Below are 21,335 nucleotides of genomic sequence, written 5' to 3'. Positions count from 1 at the left end.
TCTATCGACAACGCTGGAAACCAAACCTCAGCGTTTCTGTGTCAGGGCGCGACGCTCGAATTCGACGATGCGCTGACGGTAGTGTTCGATGGTCTGGGCGGTGAGGACGCTGCGTTGGTCGTCCTTGAGCTCGCCGTTGAGTTCCTGCGACAGCTTGCGGGCAGCGGCCACCATCACGTCGAACGCTTGCTTGGGGTGACGCGGGCCTGGCAAGCCAAGGAAGAAACTCACCGCGGGCGTGCTGAACAGGTCGATATCGTCCAGGTCGAAGGTACCCGGCTTGACCGCGTTGGCCATGGAGAACAGCACTTCACCGTTACCGGCCATGCTTTCGTGACGGTGGAAGATGTCCATCTCGCCGAAACGCAGGCCACTTTCGAGGATGTTCTGCAGCAGTGCCGGGCCCTTGAAGCCGGCGGCGTCGCGGCAGATTACGCTGATCACCAATACTTCTTCGGCGGCCGGCTGATCGTTGACCGACTGACGTGGCGCGCTGGAGGTCTTGCCGGTGTTTTCATCCGGGAAATCATCATCGCGGCTGCTGAAGCTCGGGCCTTCGTCCACATCCAGGTTCAGGTCGCCCTGATGCGGCTCGGCGGCGCCGGTATTGCCACGCTTGCCACGTTTGGACGACGGCTCGCGGGCTTCGCGCAACGGCGCGCTCATCGACGGCAAGTCGTGCTCGTCCAGCTGCGGCTCTTTATGCGTATCCAGCACACGGGGCGGCCCCAGCAGCTCGGCGCTGCCGTCGTCGTCGGGCAAGTTGGACAGGTTGCGGTCCAGACGGAATTTGAGCTTGCCCTTGCCACCGCGCATGCGGCGCCAGCCATCAAAAAGAATACCGGCAATGACAATAATGCCGATGACGATCAGCCACTCGCGCAGACCGATTTCCATGTAATCCCGTGCCTCTAATAAAAAATGCTGAAAAATAAGGGGTTTAGCACCGTGCAAACCGCTTTAAAACGTGGCGCCAACTCTATGTTCTGAATGGCGTTTTGCCCACGCACACGAAAAATTGACATTAAACTAGCACGACCAAAGATAACTTTACACCGTCTGTCAAAATGCCTTGAACAAATATGTCCATTTGCCACTTTCGCCAAGCCGGTAAATCGCCCTACGCCGTGCTAAGAAAATTCTCAGTCAGCATGGGTCAGGACTCCACCATCGCCATCGCCTCTTCGACATCCACCGCGACCAAACGCGAACAGCCCGGCTCGTGCATCGTCACCCCCATCAACTGATCGGCCATTTCCATGGCGATCTTGTTGTGGGTGATATAGATGAACTGCACGGTCTGGGACATCTCTTTGACCAGTCGCGCATAGCGGCCCACGTTCGCGTCATCCAACGGGGCATCCACTTCGTCGAGCATGCAAAACGGCGCCGGGTTCAACTTGAAGATGGCAAATACCAGGGCCAATGCAGTCAGGGCTTTCTCGCCGCCGGACAACAAATGGATGGTGCTGTTCTTCTTGCCCGGAGGCCGCGCCATGATCGTTACCCCTGTATCGAGTAGATCTTCGCCCGTCAGTTCCAAGTAGGCGCTGCCTCCACCGAAAACTTTTGGGAATAACGCCTGTAAACCGCCATTAATCTGATCAAAGGTATCTTTGAAGCGGTTGCGGGTTTCCTTGTCGATCTTGCGGATCACATTTTCCAGGGTGTCCAGCGCTTCGACCAGGTCGGCGTCCTGGGCATCCAGATAACGTTTGCGCTCGGACTGCTGCTGGTACTCGTCAATCGCGGCGAGGTTGATCGCGCCCAGGCGCTGGATACGCGCGGCAATCCGCTCAAGTTCTTCTTCGGCGTCTTTCTCATTGGCCTGGGCGGTCAGCGTGTTGAGCACGCCGTGCAAGTCGTAGCCGTCTTCGAGCAGTTGGTCTTGCAGGGTTTTGCGGCGCACGGTCAGGGCTTGCCATTCCATGCGCTGCTGTTCCAGCTGGCTGCGAATCAATTGGGATTGCTGCTCGGCCTGGGTCCGGCGTTTTTCCGCATCGCGCAGTTCGCGGTCGGCATCTTCCAGGGCGATTTGTGCAGTCTTGAGCTCTTCGTCGACGGTCATGCGCTTGTCGAGCAACTCTTCAAGCTTCAGGCGCAGTTCTTCCAGCGGCGCTTCGCCCTCCTCCAGGTTGAGGCTCAGTTGCTCGCGCTTTTCGGTGAGGCGCTCGGACTGCATCTCCAGGCGCTCAAGGGCCTGGGCGGTGGACGCGTGCTGGGCGCGCAGCGAGCCGAGGCGCACCGCCAGTTGATGCGCGTGGTCCTTGTGCTGGCGCGCTTCCTGGCGCACACGGTCGAGGCGTTCGCGCAGACTGTCGCGCTGGGCCAGCAGCAATTCGCGCTGCTCGGTGTCCAGCGCCATGCTGTCGAGGGCTTCCTGCAAGTGCAGGCGTGCTTCGCCGATCTGTTCGTGCTCCAGGGCGCGCTGCTCACCCATCTCAGCCACTTCTTCGTCGAGGCGGGTGCGGCGCAGGGTCAGTTGCTCGGCCTTGGCCTTGCTGGCCGACAGTTGTGCTTTCAATTCGCCCTGCTGGCGCGCTTCGTCCTGCAACAGGCGGCGCAGGTGTTCGCGGCCGGTCTCTTGCTGGCGCTGGGTGGCGCGCAGGGTTTGCAATTCGGTTTCCAGGCTGTGCAGGGTGGCTTCGCGCTCTTCACGCTCGGCGGTCAGGTTGACGATTTCCTGGCCTCGGGCCAATACGCCGCTCTCTGCCTCGCTGGCGCGACGCACCCGCAGAAAGTGCCGGCCCACCCAATAACCGTCGCGGCTGATCAAGCTTTCGCCGGCGGCCAGTTGACCGCGCCCGGCCAGGGCCTGCTCCAGGGAGTCCACCGGCTTGACCTGGCCCAACCACGGCGACAGGTCAATCGCGGCCTCGACCTTGTCCAGCAGGCTACCCGGCATCCGCGTGCCATCGGCGGCGGGGCTGAGCAAACGCAGATCGCCCTGGGCAAACCCGGCCAGGTCGAAGCCGCCAAAATCATCCACCAGCACCGCTTGCAGGTCAGCGCCCAGCACGGTTTCTACCGCCAGTTCCCAGCCGGCGTCCACCTTCAAACCTTCGGCCAGGCGCGGGCGCTCGGCCAAGTGTTGGTCGCGCAGCCATTCGGCGGTGCCGGTGCCAGGGTCCAGGGCGGCTTGCTGCAAGGCCTCAAGCGACGCCAGCCGGCCATTGAGGCGCTGCAAATCGCCTTGGGCCTGCTGTTGCGCCTGGGTCGCCTGTTGCAGTTGTTGACGCAATTGCTCCAGGCGCTCCACTTGCTGTTCTTCGCTGGCCTCCAGCTCTTCGAGGGTCATTTCGCTTTCGGCCAGTTGCTCGCTCAGCGCCATGATCGCCGCGTCTTCCGGGTCGGCGGCGAGCAATACGCGCTCTTCCTGCAAGCGACGCTGGCGCTCGGCCAGGCGCTCCATGCTGGTTTCCAGTTGCTGGATGCGCGACTGCTGCACCTCGGCCTGGCGACGCGGCTCGGCCGATTGCAGGTTGAAGGCGTCCCACTGCTCCTGCCAGCCGTGCATGGTGGTTTCGGCTTCTTCCAGGGCAGCGGCAGCCTCTTCGGCGGCGACGCTGGTGACTTCCTGCTCGGGGGTGAGCAGGTCCAGCTCTTCGCCGAGGGTCAGCAGCAAGGTGCGGTCATGGCCCAGGTGAGATTCAGTCTCCAGGCGCGCGCGTTCGGCCTCCTTGAGATCGTCCTGTAACTGGCGCAGACGCTGCTGACCGTGCTGGATGCTCTGCTCCACGCGAGCAATATCGCCGCCCACCGAATAGAAGCGGCCCTGCACCAGATTGAAGCGCTCGGACAGGTCATGGTGGCCATCACGCAGGCGTTCGATGCTGGCGTCGGCATTGCGCTGCTCGGCCACCAGCGCTTCGAAGCTGATTTCCTGGGTGCCGATGATCGCTTCGCGCTGGCCCACTTGATCGTTCAAGGCCTGCCAGCGCAGGGCCGACAGTTGCGCCTTGAGCTGGCGTTCTTCGCCCTTGTATTCCTGGTATTTCTCGGCCGCCTGGGCCTGGCGATGCAGGCGCTCCAACTGGCGCTCCAACTCTTCGCGCAGGTCGGTCAGGCGAGCGAGGTTTTCGTGGGTACGGCGGATGCGGTTTTCGGTCTCGCGGCGGCGCTCCTTGTACTTGGAGATGCCGGCCGCTTCTTCGATAAAGTTACGCAAGTCTTCGGGCTTGGCTTCGATCAGCTTGGAGATCATGCCCTGCTCGATGATCGAGTAGCTGCGTGGCCCAAGCCCCGTGCCGAGGAAGATATCGGTGATGTCGCGTCGCCGGCACTTGGTGCCGTTGAGGAAGTAGCTGTTCTGGCTGTCGCGCGTGACTTTGCGGCGGATGGAGATTTCCGCGTAGGCCGCGTATTCGCCGATCAGAGTGCCGTCGGAGTTGTCGAACACCAGTTCGATACTGGCCTGGCTTACCGGTTTGCGGCTGGTGGAGCCGTTGAAGATGACGTCGGTCATCGACTCGCCGCGCAGGTTTTTCGCCGAGCTCTCGCCCATCACCCAACGTACGGCATCGATGATGTTCGACTTGCCGCAACCATTGGGCCCGACCACCGCCGCCATGTTACTGGGGAAGTTCACCGTGGTCGGGTCGACGAAGGATTTGAACCCCGCCAACTTGATGCACTTGAGCCGCACGCCTAGGCGTCCGCCAACGCTGCGATAACCAAGGAACTGCTGCGCTGGCAGTAGGCCGACAACACCAGGCGGATCTGCGGCAGGTCGCGGGCCAGCACGGCGGCGAGCAGTTGCTCGAACAACGCCAGGTACTCGCTCATGGACGCTTTGCGCTGATCCAGGGCCAGGTAATAAGCGCGGTTCATCGCCGGTTGCAGGTTCTCGACGGTTTCCTGCAGATACGGGTTGTTGGCGAAGGGGTACGCGGCGCGCATCACGTTGAAGCACTCTTCGACAAAGGCGCGGATGTCCTGGCGCTCGAAATTGCTTACCAGGCGCTGCTGGATCTGCACGAACGGCGCCATGTCGGCCTGAGTCTGCCAGCCCAGGGCAACCGCATTGCCGAGCAGGATATACAGCTCACTCATCAGCGTGCACAGGCTCTGCACCTTGTGCGCGGTGAGCTCGGTGACGTGCGCGCCCCGGCGCGGCAGGATCGCGATGAGGTGGCGCCGCTCGAGGATCAGCAAGGCTTCGCGCACGGAACCACGGCTGACATTGAGCGCCAGCGTGACTTTCTGTTCCTGGATCCGTTCCCCAGGCTTGAGATCGCCGCGAATGATGCGTTCGGCGAGGTGGTGAGCGATTTGCTCGGCGAGACTGTCCGGCGCCTTGAACGTCATGTTTTCCCTTCAAAATCTTCTATCGGTACAAGCGCGGCAGTGTAGCGCATTGGCCCGCTGATGGCGCTACGCCCACGGGGGCGAATTTGGCATGAAATAAGCAGACGTGAACCGCCACACACCGCCAAAAACAACGGTTGCAGAAGACTGAACCATAATTGAACAGGTTGTGATCGCAATTTCTTGACCCTTAGGTCAGAAAACCATTGACCGAAAAGTCAGACATGACTAGATTCGGCGCAAAGCGGTTAACAACAATAATGAGTCTGCGAGGCCTTCCGTGATCCAGTTTTTACTCAACCAGGAACTCCGTAGCGAGCACGCCCTGGACCCCAACCTGACCGTGCTCAACTATTTGCGTGAGCATGTGGGCAAGCCCGGCACCAAGGAAGGCTGCGCCAGCGGCGATTGCGGCGCGTGCACCGTGGTGATCGGCGAGTTGCATACCGACGATCAAGGCGCCGAGCGGATCCGTTATCGCAGCCTCAATTCGTGCCTGACCTTTGTCTCGTCGCTGCACGGCAAGCAGCTGATCAGCGTCGAAGACCTCAAGCACCAGGGCCAACTGCATAGCGTGCAGCAGGCCATGGTCGAGTGCCACGGCTCACAGTGCGGCTTTTGCACACCGGGTTTTGTGATGTCGTTGTTTGCCCTGCAAAAGAACAGCGACACCCCCGACAGCGCCAAGGCCCACGAAGCCCTGGCCGGCAACCTGTGCCGCTGCACCGGTTACCGGCCGATCCTCGCCGCCGCCGAACAAGCTTGCTGCAACAAGCCGCAGGACCAGTTCGACAGCCGCCAGGCCGAGACCATTGCCCGCCTCAAGGCCATCGCCCCCACGCAAACCGGCGAACTCAACAGCGGCGACAAACGCTGCCTGGTGCCGCTCACCGTGGCCGACCTAGCCGATCTCTATGACGCCTACCCGCAAGCGCGCTTGCTGGCCGGCGGTACCGACCTGGCGCTGGAAGTCACGCAGTTTCACCGCGTGCTGCCGGTGATGATCTACGTGGGCAATATCGAAGAGATGAAACGCATCGAGTCGTTCGACGACCGCCTGGAAATCGGCGCCGCCACACCGCTGTCCGATTGCTACGGCGCGCTGCACCACGAATACCCGGACTTCGGCGATTTGCTGCACCGCTTCGCCTCCCTGCAAATCCGCAACCAGGGCACCCTGGGCGGCAATATCGGCAACGCCTCGCCGATAGGTGACTCGCCGCCGCTGTTGATCGCCCTGGGCGCGCAGATCGTGCTGTGCAGGGGTGAAGCCCGACGTACGCTGGCGCTGGAAGACTACTTTATCGACTACCGCGTCACCGCCCGCCAGGACAGCGAATTTATCGAAAAAATCATCGTGCCCAAGGGCCATGCTCTGTTCCGTGCCTACAAGGTCTCCAAGCGTCTGGACGATGATATTTCAGCGGTGTGCGCAGCCTTCAACCTTAAGCTCGACAACGGCGTGGTCAGCGATGCACGCGTGGCGTTCGGCGGCATGGCGGCCACGCCAAAACGCGCCAAGCACTGCGAAAGCGTACTGATCGGCGCCACCTGGAACGCCGCCACCGTGGAAAAAGCCTGCGCCGCCCTCGCCCAGGATTTCACCCCGCTGTCGGACTTTCGCGCCAGCAAGGAATACCGCCTGCTCAGCGCCCAGAACCTGCTGCGCAAATACTTCATCGAACTGCAAACGCCGCACATCGAGACTCGGGTGACCGCTTATGTCTAACCATCACGCCGTGGAAAAAACCCAGGCCGAACTCGCCCAATTGTTCGCCCAGGACCTGACCACCGGGGTAGGTCGCAGCGTCAAGCATGACAGCGCCGCCAAGCACGTCAGCGGTGAAGCGCAGTACATTGATGACCGCCTGGAATTCCCCAACCAATTGCACCTGTATGCGCGCATGTCCGACCGCGCCCACGCGAAAATCCTCAGTATCGACACCGCGCCGTGCTACGCCTTTGACGGCGTGCGCATCGTCATCACCCACGAAGACGTACCGGGCCTCAAAGACATCGGCCCGCTGCTGCCCGGCGACCCGCTGCTGGCCATCGACACGGTGCAGTTCGTCGGCCAGGTGGTGCTGGCGGTGGCCGCCCGCGACCTGGACACCGCACGCAAGGCCGCGATGGCCGCCGTGATCGAATATGAAGACCTGGCGCCGGTGCTGGATGTGGTCGAGGCCTATCGCAACAAGCACTTCGTGCTCGACAGCCACACCCACCAACGCGGTGATTCGGCGGGCGCACTGGCCACCGCGAAACACCGTATCCAGGGCACGCTGCATATCGGCGGCCAGGAACACTTCTACCTGGAAACCCAGATCTCTTCGGTAATGCCTACCGAAGACGGCGGCATGATCGTCTACTGCTCCACGCAAAACCCCACCGAAGTGCAAAAGCTGGTGGCCGAAGTACTCGACGTGTCGATGAACAAGATCGTCGTCGACATGCGCCGCATGGGCGGTGGTTTTGGCGGCAAGGAAACCCAAGCGGCCAGCCCGGCATGCCTGTGCGCGGTGGTCGCGCGCCTGACCGGCCAACCGACCAAAATGCGCCTGCCACGCGTGGAAGACATGCTGATGACCGGCAAGCGCCATCCCTTCTACATCGAATACGACGTGGGTTTTGACGACAACGGGCGCCTGCACGGCATCAACCTGGAGTTGGCGGGCAACTGCGGCTGCTCGCCGGACCTGTCCAACTCGATTGTCGACCGGGCCATGTTCCACGCCGATAATGCGTATTACCTGGGCGACGCCACCGTCAACGGCCACCGCTGCAAGACCAACACCGCGTCCAACACCGCCTACCGTGGCTTCGGTGGCCCGCAAGGCATGGTCGCCATCGAGGAAGTGATGGACGCCATCGCCCGGCATCTGGCGCTGGACCCGCTGGCAGTGCGCAAGGCCAACTACTACGGCAAGACCGAGCGTAACGTCACCCACTACTACCAGACCGTCGAGCACAACATGCTCGAAGAAATGACCGCCGAGCTTGAGGCCAGCAGCCAGTACGCCGAGCGCCGCGAAGCGGTTCGCCTGTACAACGCGCACAGCCCGATCCTCAAGAAAGGCCTGGCGCTGACCCCGGTGAAATTCGGGATCTCGTTCACCGCCAGCTTCCTCAACCAGGCCGGCGCGCTGATCCATATCTACACTGACGGCAGCATCCACCTGAACCACGGCGGCACCGAAATGGGCCAGGGCCTGAATACCAAGGTCGCCCAGGTGGTGGCCGAGGTGTTCCAGGTCGACATCGACCGCGTGCAGATCACCGCCACCAACACCGACAAGGTTCCCAACACCTCGCCGACCGCCGCCTCCAGCGGTGCAGACCTGAACGGCAAGGCCGCGCAGAACGCCGCCGAAACCATCAAGCAGCGCCTGGTGGAATTTGCCGCGCGCAAGTACGACGTGAGCGAAGCCGACGTGCAATTCCATAACGGGCATGTGCGCGTGCGCGAGCAGATCCTGACCTTCGAGACGTTGATCCAGCAGGCGTATTTCGCCCAGGTGTCGCTGTCGAGCACCGGTTTCTACAAGACCCCGAAAATCTTCTACGACCGCAGCCAGTCCCGTGGGCGTCCGTTCTATTACTACGCCTTTGGCGCGGCCTGCTGCGAAGTGATCGTCGACACCCTGACCGGTGAATACAAAATGCTGCGCACCGATATCCTCCACGACGTCGGCGCCTCGTTGAACCCGGCCATCGACATCGGCCAGGTGGAAGGCGGCTTCATCCAGGGCATGGGCTGGCTGACCATGGAAGAGTTGGTGTGGAACGACAAGGGCAAGCTGATGACGAATGGCCCCGCCAGCTACAAGATCCCGGCCGTGGCCGACATGCCGCTGGACCTGCGCGTGAAGCTGGTGGAAAACCGCAAGAACCCGGAAGACACGGTGTTCCATTCCAAGGCTGTGGGCGAACCGCCGTTCATGCTCGGGATTGCGTCGTGGTGCGCGATCAAGGATGCCGTGGCGAGCCTGGCTGACTATCGCCAGCAGCCCCAGATCGATGCGCCGGCGACGCCGGAGCGGGTGTTGTGGGGGTGCGAGCAGATGCGGCGGTTGCAGGCGGTTGTGCCTGTAGAGACTGAAACCGAATCGGCTTCGCTTTAGGACCGAGGCGCTGCCCCCGATAGCGGCCTGGCAGACACCACAAGAGGTGACTATGAACAACTGGATCAGCGCCCTCGCCGACCTGCAACACCGTGGCGAACCCTGCGTACTCGTGACCATCATCGAAGAACTCGGCTCCACGCCGCGCAACGCCGGCTCCAAGATGGTGATCAGCGCCACGCAGACCTTCGACACCATCGGCGGCGGGCACCTGGAATACAAAGCCATGCAGCTCGCCCGCGATATGCTCGCGCACGGCCGGCAGACCACCCATCTGGAGCGCTTCAGCCTCGGCGCCAGCCTGGGCCAATGCTGCGGCGGCGCGACCGTGCTGCTGTTCGAACCCATGGGCCGGGTGCAGGCGCAGATCGCGGTGTTTGGCGCCGGCCATGTCGGCCGTGCGCTGGTGCCTTTGCTGGCAAGCCTGCCGTGCCGAGTGCGCTGGATCGACTCACGCGAGCAGGAGTTTCCGGAAAATATTCCTCCGGGCGTACGTAAAATCGTTAGCGACGAGCCGGTGGACGAAATTGCCGACTTGCCCATGGGCAGTTACTGCATCGTCATGACGCACAATCACGCGCTGGACCTGGAACTCACCGCCGCCCTGCTCAAACGCAATGACTTTGCCTACTTCGGCCTGATCGGTTCGAAGACCAAACGTGTGAAGTTCGAACACCGCCTGCGTGATCGCGGCTTCGACGCCGCGCAATTGCAACGCATGCGTTGCCCCATGGGCCTCACCGAGGTGAAGGGCAAATTGCCGGTGGAGATTGCCATCTCCATCGCCGGGGAAATCATCGCCACCTACAACGCCCATTTCGGCCAGCACACCGCGAACGCCGAACCCATTGCCAAACTGCTGCCGGCTTCGCGTCGCAGCCAAGCTATCAATTGAGAACAGCATGCCTTTGACTCGCAAAGCCTACCGCGCCGCCATCCTGCACAGCCTCGCCGACCCCGCCGAAGTGGGCATCGAAGCGTCCTACGAATATTTCGAAGACGGCCTGCTGGTAATCGATAACGGCCAGATCAGCGCCATCGGCCACGCCAGCGACCTGCTGCCGACCCTGCCGGCCGATATCGACATCACCCATTACCAGGACGCACTGATCACCCCAGGCCTGATCGACACCCATATCCACCTGCCGCAAACCGGCATGGTCGGCGCCTATGGCGAACAGTTGCTGGATTGGCTCAACACCTACACGTTCCCGTGTGAAAGCCAGTTCGCCGACAAGGCCCATGCCGAAGAAGTGGCGGACATTTTTATCAAGGAACTGCTGCGCAACGGCACCACCACCGCGCTGGTATTCGGCAGCGTGCACCCGCAATCGGTGAGTGCATTTTTTGAAGCGGCCGAGAAGCTCGACCTGCGCATGATCGCCGGCAAGGTGATGATGGACCGCAACGCGCCGGACTACCTCACCGACACCGCCGAATCCGGCTACCAGCAAAGCAAGGCACTGATCGAGCGCTGGCACGGCAAGGGCCGCCTGCACTATGCGGTCACGCCGCGGTTCGCGCCGACCAGCACGCCGGAACAATTGGCATTGGCCGGGCAACTGCTGGGGGAATACCCGGATCTGTACATGCAGACCCACATCAGTGAGAACAAACAGGAAGTCGAATGGGTGAAAGCGTTGTTCCCCGAGCGCAGCGGCTATCTGGATGTGTATGACCACTACAACCTGCTGGGCGAGCGTTCGGTGTTTGCCCACGGCGTACACCTGTGCGATGACGAATGCGCGCGGCTGGCGGAGACCGGCTCGGCGGTGGCGTTCTGCCCGACGTCGAACTTCTTCCTCGGCAGTGGCTTGTTCAACCTGCCGATGGCAGAGAAACACAAATTGAATGTCGGCCTGGGCACGGACGTGGGCGGCGGCACCAGCTTTTCGCTGCTGCAAACTCTCAACGAAGCCTACAAGGTCATGCAGTTGCAGGGCGCGCGCTTGAGCCCGTTCAAATCGCTGTACCTGGCGACGCTGGGCGGCGCGCGGGCGCTGCGCCTGGAAGACAAGATCGGCACCTTGCAGCCGGGCACCGATGCGGATTTTCTGGTGCTGGATTATAACGCCACGCCGCTGCTGAGCTATCGCCTGAAGCAGGCCAACAACATCGCCGAGACGTTGTTTGTACTCATGACGCTGGGGGATGATCGGACGGTGTTGCAGACCTATGCCGCCGGCCAACTCGTGCATCAACGCTAGTTTCAGCCACAACACAAAACAAATGTGGGAGGGGGCTTGCTCCCGATAGCAGGGTGTCAGTCACTGAATGAGGTGACTGATACAGCACTATCGGGAGCAAGCCCTCTCCCACATTTCTGATCGGGTTTACAACTTTATAGAAGAGCGCCCCGGCTTCTTGGTCTGCAACAAATGCGAAAACACCGCATGCAAATCATCCGACGCGCTCTCTTCATCGAGGTTGAGCTTGCTGTCGATGTGATCCATGTGATGCATCATCAGGTTCACCGCCAGCGCCGCGTCGCGGGCTTCGATCGCATCGATCAATTGGGTGTGCTCATCGTAGGAACAGTGCGAGCGGTTGCCGCTTTCGTACTGGGCGATGATCAACGATGTCTGGGACACCAGGCTGCGCTGGAAGCTGATCAGCGGGGCGTTCTTGGCCGCCTCGGCCAGCTTGAGGTGGAACTCGCCGGAGAGGCGGATACCCGCACCACGGTCCCCACGGGAGAAACTGTCGCGTTCGTCATTGACCATCTGGCGCAACTCGGCCAACTGCTCGGCCGTGGCGTGTTGCACCGCCAATTCAGTGATCGCCCGCTCCACCAGCCGCCGCGCGAGGAACACCTGGCGCGCTTCTTCGACACTGGGGCTGGCAACCACCGCACCGCGATTGGGCCGCAGCAGCACCACGCCCTCATGGGCCAGGCGCGACAGGGCGCGGCGAATAATGGTGCGGCTCACGCCGAAGATTTCGCCCAGTGCCTCTTCGCTCAATTTGGTTCCGGGCGCCAGGCGTTGTTCGAGGATGGCCTCGAAGATATGTGCGTAGACGATATCGTCCTGGGTTCCGCTGCGTCCGGCCTTGCCGGCTCGCGGTTGTTTCTTGAGAGGTTGCAACTGTTCGTTCATGGGCACTCGGGTAGGGAGAACGGCGGCGAATTAACGGTAATACGGCAACTTTAGGGTAATACGGCAACAACGGGTCGCTGGCAAGTATCACCTAAAAACGTGGCACATTGTACACAACCCAATGCGCCAACACACTGTACGGCTGTTTGCGGCCTCGGCTGTATTGCAAGGGGCGGTCATGTTTGAGTTTAGGCTTGAATCTGTAATTTCTCCGGTAAAAGGAACACCTCACCATGACCGACGCCGCTCAAGCGCCCTTGCGCCCGCTGGCCGACACGTCCCCCTCGGCCATCGTCGCAGGCTTTATCGCCATGATGACCGGCTACACCAGCTCTCTGGTGCTGATGTTCCAGGCCGGCCAGGCCGCCGGCTTGACCACGGCGCAGATTTCGTCGTGGATCTGGGCGATTTCCATCGGTATGGCGGTGTGCAGCATCGGCCTGTCCCTGCGTTATCGCACGCCCATTACCATCGCCTGGTCCACGCCGGGTGCCGCGCTATTGATCACCAGCCTGGGCGGCGTGACTTATGGCGAAGCCATCGGTGCCTACATCACCTGTGCGGTGCTGGTAACCATCTGCGGGCTGACCGGCAGCTTTGAAAAACTGGTCAAGCGCATTCCGGCGTCGCTGGCGGCGGCCTTGCTCGCCGGCATTCTGTTCAAGATCGGCAGCGAGATTTTCGTCGCCGCGCAACATCGCACCGGCCTGGTGCTGGGAATGTTTTTCACTTACTTGATCATCAAGCGCCTGTCGCCGCGCTATGCGGTGCTGGCCGCGCTGGTGATCGGCACTGCACTGTCGGGTCTGATGGGGTTGCTGGATTTCAGCGGCTTTCACCTGGAAGTGGCAACGCCGGTATGGACCACGCCGCATTTTTCAGTGGCGGCGACCATCAGCATCGGCATTCCGCTGTTCGTGGTGGCGATGACCTCACAGAACATGCCGGGCGTCGCCGTGCTGCGGGCCGATGGCTACAACGTGCCGGCCTCGCCGCTGATCACCGCCACAGGCCTGGCCTCGTTGGTGCTGGCACCGTTCGGCTCCCATGGCATCAACCTGGCGGCCATCAGCGCGGCTATCTGCACCGGGCCCCATGCCCATGAAGACCGTAACAAGCGCTATACGGCAGCCGTGTGGTGCGGTGTGTTCTACGGGATTGCCGGGGTGTTCGGCGCGACGTTGGCGGCACTGTTCGCCGCGTTGCCCAAGGAACTGGTGCTGTCCATTGCGGCCTTGGCGTTGTTTGGCTCGATCATCAATGGCCTGAGCATCGCCATGAACGAGCCGAAGGAACGGGAAGCGGCGCTGATCACCTTTATGGTCACCGCGTCAGGCTTGACGTTGTTTTCCATCGGGTCGGCGTTCTGGGGAATTGTCGCGGGGGTGTTGACACTGCTGATTCTGAACTGGCGCAAGGCATAAAAAAACGGCGACCCTCAGGTCGCCGTTTTTTTCAGTATCACTTGGCCGCGTTGATCGGCTTTTCCGGATACCACACGTCCAGCAGCGGGCTGACTTCAGCCTTGGTCAGCTCGGAACGGGTTTTCAGCCAGGCTTCGACAGCAGCGCGCTGCTCTTCGGATACCGAGCCACGCTTCTGCAGGCAAACCAGACCGTAGTCATCGCCGCCGACGTAGCCCAGGCCATTGGCTTCCATGGCTTCTTTGATGAATGCTTCGAGGAAAGCGTCGATAGCTTCTTCACTCAGGCCTTCGTTGAAGTCCAGGTTCAGTTCGAAACCCAGCTCTTGAAATTCATCAACGCACAGTTTTTTGCGCAGACGCTGGGAACGGTTAGTCGCCATTGGAACAATCCTCTTAAGTAATAACGGGCGGCACTTTAGCAGTTTAAGGCGGCGATTGCCCGACTCTCTGGGACAGGCGGTGCGATGCGGGCAAAAAAACGCCGATTTCCAGCTATGGTTCAGCTACAAGTGCGCCTACCTTGGGGCATAATGCCGACACTTTCATGACCATTGAGGGATTTTCATCCATACCCCTCGCCTTTTTTCACCCTCCTCAGCAGTAGGGTTTTATTCTTTATGATCAAATCGTTGCGTTCCCCCTCGTTGCGTTCAGTTCTGTTTGCCGGTTTTCTTCTGCCACTGGCCTTCTGCGCCAAGGCCGCCCCAGTCAATAACACCCTGCCACCCAACGTTGCGCAGGCCCTTCAGAAGGCCAAGCTGCAAAATACCGCGCTGTCCCTGGTGATGATCCCCCTCAACGGGCCAGGCACCCCCACCGTCTTCAATGCCGACGTCTCGGTGAACCCCGCGTCCACCATGAAGTTGGTCACCACCTACGCGGCCCTGGAAATGCTCGGGCCCAACCATCAGTGGAAAACCGAGTTCTACACCGACGGCACCCTCAGCGGTGGCGTGTTGCAGGGCAACCTGTACCTCAAGGGCGGCGGCGATCCCAAGCTGAACATGGAAAAGCTCTGGCTGCTGATGCGCGACCTGCGCGCCAACGGCGTGCAGCAAGTCACCGGCGACCTGGTGCTGGACCGCGGCTTCTTTATCCAGCCGCAGTTGCCCGAGTTCAACGACGATGGCAATGACGAGAACAAACCGTTCCTGGTCAAGCCCGACGCGTTGCTGGTTAACCTCAAGGCCTTGCGCTTCGTGACCCGCAATGACTCCGGGCGCGTGATCGTGTCGGTCGAGCCGCCGATCGCCAGTATTCGCATCGACAATCAGGTCAAGGTTTCCAACGCCAAGCAATGCACCGGTGACGTGCGCTACAACCCGGTCACCGCCGCCGATGGCAGCGTAACGGTCACCGTCAGCGGCCAGTTGGCCGACGGCTGCAGTTCGCAGACCTACCTGTCACTGTTGGACCACGCCACCTACACCGCCGGCGCCGTGCGTGCGATCTGGAAGGAACTGGGCGGCAGCATCCAGGGCCGTGATATCCAGGCACCGGTCCCCAAGGATGCCAAGGTGCTGGCCCGTGCATTCTCGCCGGACCTGGCGGAAATCATCCGCGACATCAACAAATACAGTAACAACACCATGGCCCAGCAACTGTTCCTGAGCCTCGGCGCGCAGTTTCGCAACGACGCCGATGGCGACGATGCCAAGGCCGCGCAACGCGTGGTGCGCCAGTGGCTGGCGAAGAAAGGCATCACCGCGCCGCACCTGGTGATGGAGAACGGCTCCGGCCTGTCCCGTGCCGAACGGGTCAGCGCCCGCGAGATGGCCGCCATGCTGCAAGCCGCCTGGAAAAGTCCCTATGCCGCGGAATACATCAGCTCGATGCCGATTGCCGGCACTGACGGCACCATGCGCAAACGCCTGAAGACCACCGCCATGCGCGGCGAAGCCCACGTCAAGACCGGCACCTTGAACACCGTGCGCGCCATCGCCGGGTTCAGCCGTGATAACAACGGCAACACCTGGGCAGTGGTAGCGATTCTGAATGATCCGAAGCCATGGGGCGCTTCGTCGGTGTTGGATCAGGTGCTGCTGGACCTGTATCGCCAGCCTAAACTGGCGGCCGCGGCTCCCGTACTCTGACAGACACCGCACACCTGTTGCCCTGCGTCGGCCATCAGACCCGCAAGAGTTCGGTTTCCACCCGGTCCCTGCCCGTCTGCTTGGCCAAGTAAACCGCCGAGTCCGCGCGCAGCAACAAGCCATCGATGCCTTCGTCGACCCGCCAACTGGCCACACCAAAGCTGGCGGTGACGATACCCACCGGGGCCATCGGCTCGTTGCGCAGCGACTGCCACAGATCCATTGCCAGGTTATAGGCCTGCTCACCGTCAGTGTTGGGGCACAGCACCATGAACTCCTCGCCCCCCAAGCGGCAGAACACGTCGGTGCGCCGCAGGCGCTGGCTGATGCGTTTGCATAACTCCTGCAACACGCCATCGCCGACGGCATGCCCATGCTTGTCGTTGATCCGTTTGAAATGATCGATGTCCAGCATGATCACCGACAGCGCCCCGCAAGTCCGGTTGACCCGAACCATCTCGGCCTTCAGACGATCCTGGAAATAACGACGGTTATGAATACCGGTGAGGGAGTCGGTAATGGACAGCGCCCGCAGCTCTTCTTCCACCCGTTTGAGATCGGAAATGTCCGACACATAGCCGTGCCATAACGTACCGCCACCGGGTAACTCTTCGGGGGTAGCCTCGCCACGAATCCAGCGCAGGCCGCGTTGCGGCAGCATCACCCGGTACTCTTCGCGCCAGTGACTCAACTGCAACGCCGACAGCCGTATCGAGTCGCGCACACGTTCCACATCCAGCGGATGGATACGTTCGAAGGCCTTCTTCGCGTCCTGCTGCAACACCCCCGTTTCGATTTCATAAATGTCGCGCATGCCATCACTGGCATAGATAAAGCGCCAGTTCTCCTGGGGTTCCAGGGTGAACTGGAAAATCCCGCCGGGCACGTGGGCGCTGAGTTTCTTCAACAGGCGGTCGCGCGCCGCCAAGGCCTCGTAGGCGCGCTTCTGCTCGGTAACATCCAGGTAGATCGCCAAGTGCCCGATCCACAAACCATGATCATCGAGTAACACCGTGGCGAGCATGTTCACCGTCAACTGGCTGCCATCGCGGCGCACCAAGGTCCATTCGTGGGCTTCATGCAGGTTGTCGGTATTTTCTCCCAGCATCGCCTGGCTGGCGGGAATGCGCTTGCCCAGGGTCACGCTCAGGCTGGCGGAGCGCGTTTCCAGCTCTTGCGGCAGGTGCAGGCTCTCCAGGGTCAACTTGCCCACCACCTGCTCGGCCGTGAACCCGAGCATCTGTTCGGCACCGGCATTGAACGTATTGATGACGCCCCGCAGGTCAGTGGCGATGATCGCGACCTGGGTGGCGGCATTCAGCACACTGCGCAATTGGCCGTGGGCGTCGCGCAATTCCTGCTCGCGCAGGCGCAACTGTACGGTGCGTTGCTCCACCAGTTTCAAGGCGCGCTGGCGCTGGCTGACCAGCACATAGAGCAAGGCGCTGAGCAATAGGCTGAGCAACCCACCCATGGTCAGGATGGCGGTCAGCGAAGAATGGTTGGACTGGTCGAACACCCGGCTCGGGCGCAGGGTGAGCGCGTAAACATGGTCACCCAGGGTAAGACGGCGCGCGCCCACCAGCCCGCTGTCGCCCAACGTAGTGTCGGAGGCATACAGCACGCGGCTTTGCTGGTCGGAGGTATCGATGATCTGCATCACCAGGTTGTCCCGCTCCGGCTTGGGCAAACCGTCGGCCATCAGTTGGCGCATGCTGATGACGGCCATCACATAGCCACGAAACTCAGTCGCGGACTGCTCCGAAGCGACTGGCGCCACCAGCAATACCCCGGTGGCGTAGGCGGGCTCCACGCCCACCAATTGCATAGGTTGGGACACCGCCAACCGGCCGCTCTTTTGTGCGCGCTCAAGGGTTGAGCGCCGCAGGGGCTGGGCCAGCAGGTCAAAGCCCAGGGGCGACCCCAGCTGGCTTTGTGTCTGGATGTAGAGTACCGGCACGTACTCATTGCGCTCCGGCGCCGGGGCCAACTCACCGGCCGAGTTCAATTCACGGATCGTAAAAGGCTCACCGCGCAAGCGCGACGCTTCTTGCTCAAACTGGCTGCGCTGCTCATGAAATACCCGCGGCGCCCAGGCATAGGCACGGGCGCGCAGCAATAAAGGCTGGGCGAAACCATCGAACTCTTCGCGGGACACATCATTGGAGTTAACGAAGAACCTTCGCAGGCTGTTCAGGCGTTGTTCCTGATCATCGAAGCGTTCCTGCAAGCGGGTATACCGCTCGTTGACCAGCAACTGGAAGCGCTGGCGCACCTGTTGCTGATAGAGATCGGAGGCGGCCCAGGCGACGACGAGTGCCAGGGCACACCCTGACAGAAACACCACCAATGCCACCAGCCAAGCCGACGCCTGTTCACTGATAAAGCCTAGGATTTTCGGGCGGACAGCTTGCAACGGCATAGGCAACACTCACAACGCCAGCGTGCGGGGGTGTCACTTTGGCTAGGCCTTAGTTATAGCTACCGACCCAGGGTTTGACCAGCGCAAAAAAGCCGCAAGCGCGGAATAAACCAGGCGTGCGGCTGTTGGCTACGGCGATCAGCGAGCGGTGATTTTCCAGGCCCGGTGGATCTTGGCATTACGCGCAAAATCCGGGTCGATGGTTTTGTCGCTGATTTCCTCGACCGCATAGCGTGCGCTGAGGTTGTCCTCGAGCTGGAACTTGCGGAAGTTGTTCGAGAAGTACAGCACGCCGCCCGGTGCCAGGCGGGCCATGGCCAAGTCGAGCAACTGCACGTGGTCACGCTGCACGTCGAAGATGCCTTCCATGCGCTTGGAGTTGGAGAAGGTCGGCGGGTCGATGAAGATCATGTCGAACTCATCGCGGCTGGCCTCCAGCCACGCCATCACATCACCCTGCTCCAGACGGTTCTTGTCAGAGAAACCGTTGAGCGAGAAGTTGCGACGGGCCCAGTCCAGGTAGGTCTTGGACAGGTCGACGCTGGTGGTGCTGCGCGCGCCGCCCTTGGCCGCGTGCACACTGGCGGTGGCGGTGTAGCAATACAGGTTGAGGAAACGCTTGCCGGCCGCCTCTTTCTGAATGCGCATGCGCATCGGGCGGTGGTCCAGGAACAGGCCGGTGTCCAGGTAATCGGTGAGGTTGACCAGCAACTTCACGCCGCCTTCGCTGACCTCGGTGAACTTGCCCTGGGCGCTCTGGCGCTCGTACTGCTTGGTGCCGCTCTGGCGCTCGCGACGCTTGACCACGACGCGGCTCTTGTCGATGTTCAGTGCCTGGGGGATGGCGGCCAGGGCATCGAACATGCGCGCGGAGGCTTTTTCCGGGTCGATGGACTTGGGCGCGGCGTATTCCTGTACGTGGACCCAATCGTGGTACAGGTCGATGGCCATGGAGTATTCCGGCATATCGGCGTCGTACACACGGTAGCAGTCCACGCCTTCGCGCTTGGCCCACTTGCCCAGCAACTTAAGGTTCTTTTGCAGGCGATTGGCGAACATCTGCCCGCCTTCGCTCAAGCGCGCCTGCTCCACCACCGGGGCCGGGGCCGGCTTGATCGGGTTACCGTTCTTGTTGTACTGACGCTCTTGCGGCTCGACCGGGGCCTGATCGTAAGCGGCCTGCTCACGTTCGGCCTGGCGCTGCTCCGGGGTGCGGCGCTCGCCTGTGACGAACTGGTCCGGGTTGACGTTGATCAGCAGCAATTTGCACGGCAACGCGCCGTTCCAGAACGAGTACTGCTTGTGGCTGCGGATGCCCATGCGCTTGCCCAGGTCCGGCGCGCCGGTGAATACCGCCGCTTCCCAACCCATGCACGCCTGGCGCAGACGCTCGCCAAGGTTCTGGTAGAGGTACAACAGGCTGGCTTCGTCACCCAGGCGTTCGCCGTAGGGTGGGTTGCAGATCACCAGGCCTTTCTGGTTCTGGTCCGGGCGCGGCTCGAAGGTGCCCACTTCGCCCTGATACACCTTGATCCAGTGGCTCAGGCCGGCGCGCTCGATGTTGTTGCGCGCGGGCTGGATCAACCGCGGGTCCGCCTCGTAGCCACGTACCCACAGCGGGGTTTTGTTCATGCCGATGGCCGCGCGTTCAGTGGCCTCTGCGTGCAGTTTCTTCCACAGCGCCGGAACGTGACCCAGCCAGGTCGTAAAGCCCCACAGTTCGCGATTGAGGTTGGGCGCCATGTCGGCGGCAATCATCGCGCCTTCGACCAGGAACGTACCGACGCCGCACATCGGGTCGGTCAGCGCGCCGCCTTCAGCGGCAATACGCGGCCAGCCAGCGCGGATAAGGATCGCGGCCGCCAGGTTTTCCTTCAGCGGCGCCGCGCCTTGCTGCAAGCGATAACCGCGTTGGTGCAGGCTGTGGCCGGAGAGGTCGAGGGACAGGATGGCTTCACCACGGTCCAGGCGCAGGTGGATACGCAGGTCCGGGTTGATCTTGTCGATGGAGGGCCGTTCGCCGGTCGGGGTGCGCAATTTGTCGACGATTGCATCCTTGACCTTCAGCGCGCCGAAGTGGGTGTTGTCGATGCCCGAACCGTGACCGCTGAATTCCACCGCCAGGGTGCCGTCAGACACCATGTGATCGGCCCACTCGATATCCAGCACGCCGTGGTAGAGGTCTTCGGCGTCCTTCATCGGGAAGCGCTTGAGCACCAGCAGCACACGGTTGGCCAGGCGCGACCAGAGGCACAGGCGATAGGCGGTTTCCATGTCGGCCATGCCGCGCACGGCCGAGGTGTGCTCGCGCGCGTCCTCAAGGCCAAGCCCGACGGCTTCCTCGATCAGCAGGCCTTCGAGGCCTTTGGGGCAAGTGAGGAAGAGTTCAAAACGGTCCGACATGGGGCATTCCAGGCTTTTCAGCGATAAGTGAACGGGCGACGCATCGCCGGTTCGATTTTCAATCGAGCACTTTTCTTGAAGAGTGCTCGCGTGGCACGAATGTGCCGTTCCACCCCGTCTGCCGGGCCCTTGAGCCTTTAGTGACGGGGCAGGATGAATTTTTTAAGCAACAAAAAGAAATATTCCGACCCTTCGTCGAATAAAAACCGACTGCAACAGGAGGACATTCTCACTTAAGGACTCAACCCGTCCTCTATGCAGGCTGCATCATAGCTGGCTTTGCCACACAAATGGGGCGAAAAGCCAGCCCAGCTTATGGCTATAGCATCGTTATCGTTACGTGCTTATGACAAAACGATCATTGAATCCATGTGACCTATTGGTTAGAACTCAACACAGGTTGGCGCCGTAACGACGCCGACACTTGGCTCGCCACGCCGGCAGCGAGCCCACCAACGGCAGAAA

General features: G+C 61.4%; 13 protein-coding genes. 6 read left to right on the top strand and 7 right to left on the bottom strand.

The genetic code is table 11. The features are described 5' to 3' along the window. Positions 1 to 27: 27 nt before the first annotated feature. The 3 genes from zipA to AB4O23_RS11570 form a co-directional block, all read right to left on the bottom strand. Positions 28 to 897, bottom strand: a complete 870-nt coding sequence (gene zipA / locus AB4O23_RS11580) for a cell division protein ZipA (RefSeq protein ID WP_017527481.1) — start codon at positions 895 to 897, stop codon at positions 28 to 30. A gap of 259 nt (positions 898 to 1,156) precedes the next feature. Further along, positions 1,157 to 4,645, bottom strand: coding sequence for a chromosome segregation protein SMC (smc, locus tag AB4O23_RS11575; protein ID WP_065878189.1), 3,489 nt, complete (start codon positions 4,643 to 4,645; stop codon positions 1,157 to 1,159). 2 nt (positions 4,646 to 4,647) lie between these two features. After that, entirely contained in the window at positions 4,648 to 5,307 is a 660-nt protein-coding gene (locus tag AB4O23_RS11570) for a GntR family transcriptional regulator (RefSeq protein WP_017527479.1), read from the bottom strand. A 280-nt stretch (positions 5,308 to 5,587) separates the two neighbouring features. Here AB4O23_RS11570 and xdhA point away from each other — a divergent pair, with 280 nt between their 5' ends. Genes xdhA through guaD form a run of 4 tightly spaced genes read left to right on the top strand, consistent with a single transcriptional unit; the run spans position 5,588 to position 11,635 of the window. Further along, positions 5,588 to 7,036: a xanthine dehydrogenase small subunit gene (gene xdhA, locus AB4O23_RS11565; RefSeq protein WP_460063248.1), complete on the top strand. Its 1,449-nt coding sequence runs from the start codon at positions 5,588 to 5,590 to the stop codon at positions 7,034 to 7,036. Further along, the gene (xdhB, locus tag AB4O23_RS11560; RefSeq protein ID WP_068933570.1) at positions 7,029 to 9,428 is read left to right on the top strand and encodes a xanthine dehydrogenase molybdopterin binding subunit; all 2,400 of its coding nucleotides are present in this window, start codon (positions 7,029 to 7,031) and stop codon (positions 9,426 to 9,428) included. Before xdhA ends, xdhB begins: the two co-directional genes overlap by 8 nt. A 52-nt stretch (positions 9,429 to 9,480) precedes the next feature. After that, a complete protein-coding gene (gene xdhC, locus AB4O23_RS11555; RefSeq protein WP_017527476.1) occupies positions 9,481 to 10,323 on the top strand; it encodes a xanthine dehydrogenase accessory protein XdhC in 843 nt (280 codons plus the stop codon). A 7-nt stretch (positions 10,324 to 10,330) separates the two neighbouring features. Then, positions 10,331 to 11,635, top strand: coding sequence for a guanine deaminase (gene guaD / locus AB4O23_RS11550; protein ID WP_068933572.1), 1,305 nt, complete (start codon positions 10,331 to 10,333; stop codon positions 11,633 to 11,635). Between the two features lie 126 nt (positions 11,636 to 11,761). Here the strand turns inward: guaD and AB4O23_RS11545 are convergent, their stop codons facing one another. After that, positions 11,762 to 12,526 carry a GntR family transcriptional regulator gene (locus AB4O23_RS11545; protein WP_015885332.1) on the bottom strand — a complete coding sequence of 255 codons (765 nt, stop codon included), beginning with the start codon at positions 12,524 to 12,526 and terminating at the stop codon, positions 11,762 to 11,764. Between the two features lie 233 nt (positions 12,527 to 12,759). On the opposite strand from AB4O23_RS11545, the gene AB4O23_RS11540 reads away from it, so the two are divergent. Further along, complete coding sequence (locus tag AB4O23_RS11540; protein ID WP_017527474.1) at positions 12,760 to 13,950, top strand: benzoate/H(+) symporter BenE family transporter; 1,191 nt, start codon at positions 12,760 to 12,762, stop codon at positions 13,948 to 13,950. A gap of 37 nt (positions 13,951 to 13,987) precedes the next feature. On the opposite strand, the gene AB4O23_RS11535 is transcribed toward AB4O23_RS11540, so the two are convergent. Then, positions 13,988 to 14,332: a YggL family protein gene (locus AB4O23_RS11535; protein ID WP_003193255.1), complete on the bottom strand. Its 345-nt coding sequence runs from the start codon at positions 14,330 to 14,332 to the stop codon at positions 13,988 to 13,990. 237 nt (positions 14,333 to 14,569) lie between these two features. Here AB4O23_RS11535 and dacB point away from each other — a divergent pair, with 237 nt between their 5' ends. Next, positions 14,570 to 16,045 carry a D-alanyl-D-alanine carboxypeptidase/D-alanyl-D-alanine endopeptidase gene (gene dacB / locus AB4O23_RS11530; protein ID WP_017527473.1) on the top strand — a complete coding sequence of 492 codons (1,476 nt, stop codon included), beginning with the start codon at positions 14,570 to 14,572 and terminating at the stop codon, positions 16,043 to 16,045. Positions 16,046 to 16,079: 34 nt separating this feature from the next. Here the strand turns inward: dacB and AB4O23_RS11525 are convergent, their stop codons facing one another. After that, positions 16,080 to 18,467 (bottom strand): sensor domain-containing diguanylate cyclase, encoded by a 2,388-nt coding sequence (locus AB4O23_RS11525; RefSeq protein WP_065878197.1) that lies wholly within the window; start codon positions 18,465 to 18,467, stop codon positions 16,080 to 16,082. 138 nt (positions 18,468 to 18,605) lie between these two features. Beyond that, complete coding sequence (gene rlmKL / locus AB4O23_RS11520) at positions 18,606 to 20,870, bottom strand: bifunctional 23S rRNA (guanine(2069)-N(7))-methyltransferase RlmK/23S rRNA (guanine(2445)-N(2))-methyltransferase RlmL (protein ID WP_017527471.1); 2,265 nt, start codon at positions 20,868 to 20,870, stop codon at positions 18,606 to 18,608. Positions 20,871 to 21,335 lie beyond the last annotated feature (465 nt).

This window comes from Pseudomonas sp. H2_A10, from assembly GCF_054680085.1.
The sequence above is the reverse complement of the archived record's forward strand: the minus strand, read 5'-3'. Positions and strand labels throughout refer to the sequence as shown.

Coding starts and splice junctions, on each gene's coding strand:
- rlmKL (WP_017527471.1), bottom strand. CDS start 20,870: ATGTCGGACCGTTTTGAACTCTTCCTCACTTGCCCCAAAGGCCTCGAA.
- xdhB (WP_068933570.1), top strand. CDS start 7,029: ATGTCTAACCATCACGCCGTGGAAAAAACCCAGGCCGAACTCGCCCAA.
- dacB (WP_017527473.1), top strand. CDS start 14,570: ATGATCAAATCGTTGCGTTCCCCCTCGTTGCGTTCAGTTCTGTTTGCC.
- AB4O23_RS11535 (WP_003193255.1), bottom strand. CDS start 14,332: ATGGCGACTAACCGTTCCCAGCGTCTGCGCAAAAAACTGTGCGTTGAT.
- zipA (WP_017527481.1), bottom strand. CDS start 897: ATGGAAATCGGTCTGCGCGAGTGGCTGATCGTCATCGGCATTATTGTC.
- AB4O23_RS11540 (WP_017527474.1), top strand. CDS start 12,760: ATGACCGACGCCGCTCAAGCGCCCTTGCGCCCGCTGGCCGACACGTCC.
- xdhC (WP_017527476.1), top strand. CDS start 9,481: ATGAACAACTGGATCAGCGCCCTCGCCGACCTGCAACACCGTGGCGAA.
- AB4O23_RS11545 (WP_015885332.1), bottom strand. CDS start 12,526: ATGAACGAACAGTTGCAACCTCTCAAGAAACAACCGCGAGCCGGCAAG.
- AB4O23_RS11525 (WP_065878197.1), bottom strand. CDS start 18,467: ATGCCGTTGCAAGCTGTCCGCCCGAAAATCCTAGGCTTTATCAGTGAA.
- AB4O23_RS11570 (WP_017527479.1), bottom strand. CDS start 5,307: ATGACGTTCAAGGCGCCGGACAGTCTCGCCGAGCAAATCGCTCACCAC.
- guaD (WP_068933572.1), top strand. CDS start 10,331: ATGCCTTTGACTCGCAAAGCCTACCGCGCCGCCATCCTGCACAGCCTC.